We start from the raw sequence: 6,252 nt of genomic DNA, 5'->3' as shown, positions 1-6,252 counted from the left end.
GCCCCTGACGGACTCAGAGTCCGTGAAGGGTCCCTTCACAGCCCTCCGCAGCTGCGCAGGGCCCTCCACACCGACTTTGCCGACGCCCTAGCCCCAGAGGCTGTGAAGGGACCCTTCACAGCACAGCCAGCGCGTCGTGAAGGCCGCACCGGGGGGTGGCGCTTACCGAGTCAAATCGCTGTCTCGCCCTTGCCCAGCACCACGATCCCGAACGGGCTCACGTGGTAGTGCTCCCGATCGCGGGCCAGATCCACGCCGATGTGCGCGCCGGGCGGCACCACCACGTTCTTGTCCAGGATCGCCCGCCGCACGACCGCGCCGCGGCCGACGCGGACGCCGTCCAGCAGCACCGAGCCCTGGACCACCGCGCCGTTCTCCACGAGAACATCCGGCGACAGCACCGAATCGACCACCTGGGCACCGGAAATGATGCAGCCGTTGCTCACGATCGACTGCGTCGCCGTGCCGCCCTCCACGAATTTCGCGGCGGCGCGCTGGCCCGGGTGCGCCAGGATCGGCCATTTCCGGTTGTACAGATTGAAGATCGGTGAGGTGGAGATCAGGTCGGTGTGTGCGTCGTAATAGCTGTCGATCGTCCCGACGTCGCGCCAGTAGCCGTGGTCGCGGTCGGTTTCGCCGGGCACCACGTTGCCGGTGAAGTCGTACACGGCGGCCTCACCCTTGGCCACCAGCGCCGGGATGATGTCGCGGCCCATGTCGTGCTTCGAGCCGGGGGCGCGCGAGTCTGCCCGCAGCGCGTCGAGCATCACCTGTGTGGTGAACACGTAATTGCCCATCGACACGTAGGACTGTTCCGGCGAGTCCGGCAGGCCCGGCGGATCCTCCGGCTTCTCCAGGAACGCGTCGATCCGGGTGCCGTCGGCGGTCTGGATCACGCCGAACGGGCGGGCGTCCGAGCGTGGCACCCGGATTCCGGCCACGGTGACCCCGGCGCCGGAGGCGATGTGCGCGTCGAGCATCTGCCGTGGATCCATCCGGTAAATGTTGTCCGCGCCGAACACCGCGATGTACGCGGGGGATTCGTCGTGCACCAGGTTGAGGCTCTGGTGGATGGCGTCCGCGCTGCCCTGGAACCAATGCGGGCCCAGCCGCTGCTGCGCGGGCACCGGCGTGACGTACTCGCCGGTGAGCGAGGAAAGCCGCCAGGTGGTCGAGATGTGCCGGTCCAGGGAATGCGATTTGTACTGGGTGAGCACGCAGATCCTGCGGATCCCGCCGTGCACCAGATTGGACAGCACGAAATCGATCAGCCGGTGCACCCCGCCGAAGGGCACCGCGGGTTTCGCCCGGTCGGCGGTCAGCGGCATCAGCCGCTTGCCCTCGCCGCCGGCCAGCACGATGCCCAGCACCTCGGATCCGTCGATCACGAAAGCCTCCCGCACGCCTCGTAGACCGCGACCGTCGCGCCGGCGATCGCGGCCCAGCCGAACTCTCCCACGGCCCGGTCCCTCCCGGCCAGGCCCAAACGGGCCGCGCGGGCGGGCTCGGCGGCCAGCTCGTTGATCCGCGCCGCGAGCGCGGTCTCGAACGCCGCCGGATCGGCCTCGTCGTAGTGCACCAGCAACCCGGTCACGCCGTCTTCGACCACCTCGGGGATGCCGCCGACGTCGCTGGCCACCACCGCGGTACCACAGGCCATCGCTTCCAGGTTCACGATGCCGAGCGGCTCGTAGACCGACGGGCAGACGAACACCAACGCGTGCGTCAGCAGCTGCACCACTTCGGCGCGGGGCAGCATTTCCGGGATCCACCGCACGCCGGACCGCTTCGCCTGCAGATCCGTGACGAGCCCGCGGAACTCCGCGTCCAGCTCCGGGGTGTCCGCGCCGCCCGCGCACAGGATCAGCTGTACGTCCTCGTCCAGCTCAGCACCCGCGCGCACCAGATGCGGTACGCCCTTCTGCCGCGTGATCCGCCCGACGAACAGCGCGTACGGCCGGTCAGGGTCGATGCCGTGCTTCGCAAGGACGTCCCTATTCGGGTCAGGGCGATACAGCCCGGTGTCGATGCCGTTATGCACCACGTGTACCCGCGCCGGATCGATGTCCGGGTACGCCGTGAGTACGTCACTTCGCATCCCTGCGCTCACCGCGATGATCGCGTCCGCCGCTTCGTAGGCCTCGCGCTCGATCCACGACGACACCCGGTAGCCGCCGCCCAGCTGCTCAGCCTTCCACGGGCGCAGAGGTTCCAGCGAGTGCGCGGTGATCACGTGTGGGATCCCGTACGTCAGCTTCGCGAGATGCCCGCCCAGATTGGCGTACCAGGTATGGCTGTGCGCGAGATCGTGCCCGGAGAGCGCCTCCGCCATCGAGACGGCGATGTCCATCGTCGCGAACGCGGGCTGGCTGTAGCCGTGCGCGTCGCGGTGCCCGTGGGCGCCGTCCGGCCGGTCGGGACCCCAGCAGTGCACGTCCAGGTCGACCAGCGACCGCAGCTCCCGCGCGAGGAACTCGACGTGCACCCCCGCTCCCCCGTAGACGTCCGGCGGGTACTCCCTGGTGAGCAGGCCGACCTTCATGACCCGACCCTAGACGCCCTGCCTGGCCGTCCGCAGTACAGGAAGCGAACGATGATCAACGACTGCCGAGCACGACAGTGGCGCCGAGGTCCGCCGAGTGTTCGACGCGCGCGATCAGCCCGGCTCGGCGCACCTCCGCGGCAGCGGCTTTGGCCTGCTGCTCACTCGTTTCGAACAGCACGTGCCCACCGGGCGCCAGCCACGACGGCGCTTCCGCGACGACCCTGCGCAACAGGGCCAACCCGTCGTCCCCGCCGTCGAGCGCGGTCCGCGGTTCGTGATCACGGGCTTCCGGCGGCAACAGACGGAGGTCGCCGCTGGGCACGTACGGCACATTCGAGATCAGCACGTCGACGCGGCCACGCAAGCATGACGGCAAGGGCTCGTAGAGGTCGCCCTCGTACACCGTGCCCGGCACGTTCTTCCGCGCGCACCGCACTGCCGCGGGCTCCACGTCGGCAGCGTGCAGCTCGATGCCCGGCACCTCAGCGGCGACCGTGGCCCCGAGCGCGCCGGAACCACAGCACAGGTCGAGCACCACCGAACCGGCCCGCGCGAATCCGGCGGCCAGCCGGACCAGCAGCTCACTGCGGTGCCGCGGCACGAAGACGCCCGGCGCCACGACGAACCGCCGTCCCACGAACTCCGCCCAGCCGAGCAGGTACTCCAGCGGCTCCCCCGCCGCGCGGCGGGCGACCAGCGGCCCGAGCGGTTCGCCGGATTCCACCAGCAGCCGTGCCTCGTCCTCGGCGAACACACAGCCGGCGGCACGCAGCCGCGTCACGATCCCGGAGTAGTCCACCCGTCCGCCATCCCTTGTCATCCGACCACGAAAACCACTGCCACCGGGCAAGAATTCCCGGCCCGATCCGTCCATTGAGGACGGTTCACGGCACCACCACGACCGGCCAGGTCGCGGCGCGAACCAGCCGGTTGCCGACCGAGCCGACGAGCCGGTGCCCGCCCTGCTCGGACGCGCCGACCACGACCAGGTCGGCGCTCTCGTCAAGAGCGGCCTGGCGCAGTTCGGGGAAGGTCTCGCCGCGCCGCACCATGAAGGTCACCGGCACCGACAGCTCGTGCGCACGAGCGGCCAGCTCGTCGCGCAACTGCTTGATCTCCTCCTCGAAGGACCGCAGCTGTACGTCGACCACTGCCGCCGCGGCGAGCCCGGTCCACACTTTGGGCGAAGCGACGTACACGACCACCAGCCGCGCACGCTGACGGCGGGCGAGACCGGCCGCGTACGCCGCCGCGCGCAACCCGGTCGGCGACGTGTCCACCCCGGTCAGGATCACCCGCGGTCCGTCAGTGCCTCGTTCGTACGGACCGGGCTCCCAGCGCGGGCCGTACTCCTCGACCAGTTGCTCCACTGGGCCATTATCGCCACACGCGGGCGGAGAATCGCATCAGGCACAAATGCGAGGAGCCGATGCGGGACGATGTGGTCGAGGCGAGCGCAGGCTGTGAGGGGACCCTTCACGGACTCTGAGTCCGTGAAGGGACCCTTCACAGCGTTTCACACCGCGTTCTCACCGTCGCGGGCTTAACGTGCGTAGGTGGCTCGTCGCAGGGGGGTAGCCCCGTTTCTCGGATTGTGCGTGCTGGCGGGGGTTCTCTTCGCCGGCACGCTGGCGCCGGTGGCGATCGGCGCGGGCGTGCTGTCCAATCAGGTCAGTGACTCGGTCGACTCGATCTCCGCGGATCTCGCGCACGCGGATCCACCACTGGTCACCACGGTGACCGACCGGACCGGCGCGCCGATCGCGACTTTGTACGCGCAGTACCGCATTCCGGTCACCCCGGCACAGATCTCCCCGGCGATGAAGGCCGCGATCATCGACATCGAAGACCGCCGGTTCTACTCCGAAGGCGGCGTCGACCCACAGGGCATGCTGCGCGCGGCGGTGAAGGACAGCACGGGCGGCGGCACTCTGCAGGGCGCATCCACGATCACCCAGCAATACGTGAAGAACTACCTGGTGAACGTGGTGGACCGCACCAACAAAGCGGCGCAGCAACAGGACAAAGAGGACTCATTGGCCCGCAAGCTGCGCGAGGCGAAGATGGCCGTGCAGCTGAGCGCGACCGTGCCGAAGGACCAGGTCCTCGCGAATTACCTGAACGTGGTGGAGTTCAGCGGCACGGTGTACGGCGTCGGCGCCGCCGCGCAGGCGTATTTCGGGACGACGGTGGACAAACTGACCGTCGTGCAGTCCGCGCTGCTGGCCGGGATGGTCAACAACCCCAACGTCTACAACCCGTACACGCATCCGGCCAAAGCGCTCCAGCGGCGCAACACCGTGCTCGACGCCATGGTGTCCGCCGGATCGATCCCCGCCTCGTATGCGGTGACCGCGAAGGCCGCTCCGCTCGGCGTCGTCGGGACGAAACCGGCGGCCCCGTCGAGCACCTGCATGGGCGCGGCGCCGGACGCCGGGTTCTTGTGCGCCTACGCCGTGCGTTACCTGGAGCAGTCCGGGTTCACCGCGGACCAGATCGACACCGGCGGCTACACCGTGAAGACCACCCTCGACCCGCACGTGAGCCAGGTGGTCAAGGACGCGGTGAATGCGAACGTGCCCACCACCCAGGACGGCGTGGCCAACACCTTCGCGGTGGTGCAGCCCGGCGGCGACGGGCACCAGATCCTCGCCATGGTCGCGAACCGCAACTACGGCACCGATCCGGACCAGGGCGAGACATCCTCGAACATCGTGGCCGACGCGAGCAACAAGTTCGGCGCCGGTTCCTCGTTCAAGATCTTCACCTCGGCCGCGGCGATGGCCGCGGGCAAGGCCGGGCTGAACACGCCGCTGACGAACCCGTTCAGCGACTGCTTCACCCCGCCGAACGCGAACCAGTACACGCACTGCTATCCGGTGAGCAACGACGGCACCAGCTACCCGAACCCGATCTCCCTGGCCGACGGGCTCGCCACCTCGCCGAACGTGGCGTTCGTCGGGCTGGAGGCGCAGGTCGGCATGCCCGCGATCCTGGACATGGCGAGCAAACTGGGGCTGCGCACCACGATGGCTACCAACGACGCCGGCACCAAGCCGATCACCGACCCGGCCGACCAGCGGTCGAAGAACCCGCAGTACAACGAACCGCAGTCGCAGTATTTCCAGAACCTGCTGTCGTTCACCCTCGGCAACAGCCCGGTGAGCCCGCTGGAGATGGCGAACGTGTCGGCCACCCTGATGAGCGGCGGAACCTGGTGCCCGCCGGACCCGATCCTCACGGTCACCGACCGCAACGGCGCACCCGTGCCGGTCAAGCAGCAGTCCTGCGAACAGGTGATCCCGCCGGGCTTGGCGAACACCCTGGAGGCAGGGCTGAGCCGGGACACCACCGCGGGCACTTCGGCCGCCGCCGCGCGCAACGCCGGCTGGACCCACCCGGACATCGGCAAGACCGGAACCACGCAGGAGAGCGAGTCGGTCGCCTTCATCGGCGGTGTGGACCACTACGCGGTGTCGTCCATGGTCTTCGCGGACGGCCCGCGCCCGCAGGAGATCTGCCCCGGCACCCCGGTCCACCTCGGCAACTGCGGTCACGGCGCGTTCGGTGGCACGGTCGCCGCGCCGCCGTACTTCACCGCGATGACCACGCTGCTCGCCGGGCAGCCGGACGTGCCGATCCCGGCGCCGGACCCGCAGTACCTGGACGCGCACTGAACCCACGGCACCACCGGCGGCCCATGTAGC

Annotated in this window: 5 protein-coding genes; 1 reads left to right on the top strand and 4 read right to left on the bottom strand. The window is 69.3% G+C overall.

The features are described from left to right. Nucleotides 1-170: 170 nt before the first annotated feature. The 4 genes from glgC to D5S19_RS26460 form a co-directional block, all read right to left on the bottom strand. Nucleotides 171-1,388 carry a glucose-1-phosphate adenylyltransferase gene (gene glgC / locus D5S19_RS26475; RefSeq protein ID WP_199730721.1) on the bottom strand — a complete coding sequence of 406 codons (1,218 nt, stop codon included), beginning with the start codon at nucleotides 1,386-1,388 and terminating at the stop codon, nucleotides 171-173. Then, nucleotides 1,385-2,542 carry a glycogen synthase gene (gene glgA / locus D5S19_RS26470; protein ID WP_120026102.1) on the bottom strand — a complete coding sequence of 386 codons (1,158 nt, stop codon included), beginning with the start codon at nucleotides 2,540-2,542 and terminating at the stop codon, nucleotides 1,385-1,387. The genes glgC and glgA overlap by 4 nt, the downstream gene beginning before the upstream one ends. Before the next feature lie 55 nt (nucleotides 2,543-2,597). Beyond that, nucleotides 2,598-3,365 carry a putative protein N(5)-glutamine methyltransferase gene (locus D5S19_RS26465; protein WP_120026101.1) on the bottom strand — a complete coding sequence of 256 codons (768 nt, stop codon included), beginning with the start codon at nucleotides 3,363-3,365 and terminating at the stop codon, nucleotides 2,598-2,600. Nucleotides 3,366-3,429: 64 nt separating this feature from the next. After that, the gene (locus D5S19_RS26460; protein ID WP_120026100.1) at nucleotides 3,430-3,915 is read right to left on the bottom strand and encodes a universal stress protein; all 486 of its coding nucleotides are present in this window, start codon (nucleotides 3,913-3,915) and stop codon (nucleotides 3,430-3,432) included. A 186-nt stretch (nucleotides 3,916-4,101) separates the two neighbouring features. Here D5S19_RS26460 and D5S19_RS26455 point away from each other — a divergent pair, with 186 nt between their 5' ends. Then, nucleotides 4,102-6,222, top strand: a complete 2,121-nt coding sequence (locus tag D5S19_RS26455) for a transglycosylase domain-containing protein (RefSeq protein WP_158605647.1) — start codon at nucleotides 4,102-4,104, stop codon at nucleotides 6,220-6,222. The last annotated feature ends 30 nt before the right edge of the window (nucleotides 6,223-6,252 follow it).

The sequence above is a fragment of the Amycolatopsis panacis genome, from assembly GCF_003600245.1.
Lineage (GTDB): Bacteria > Actinomycetota > Actinomycetes > Mycobacteriales > Pseudonocardiaceae > Amycolatopsis > Amycolatopsis sulphurea.
This window is presented reverse-complemented; position numbering and strand designations above follow the sequence as displayed.

What these genes read in the sequence shown, in the direction of transcription:
- D5S19_RS26465 (WP_120026101.1), bottom strand. Translation starts at nt 3,365, where the DNA reads ATGACAAGGGATGGCGGACGGGTGGACTACTCCGGGATCGTGACGCGG.
- glgA (WP_120026102.1), bottom strand. Translation starts at nt 2,542, where the DNA reads ATGAAGGTCGGCCTGCTCACCAGGGAGTACCCGCCGGACGTCTACGGG.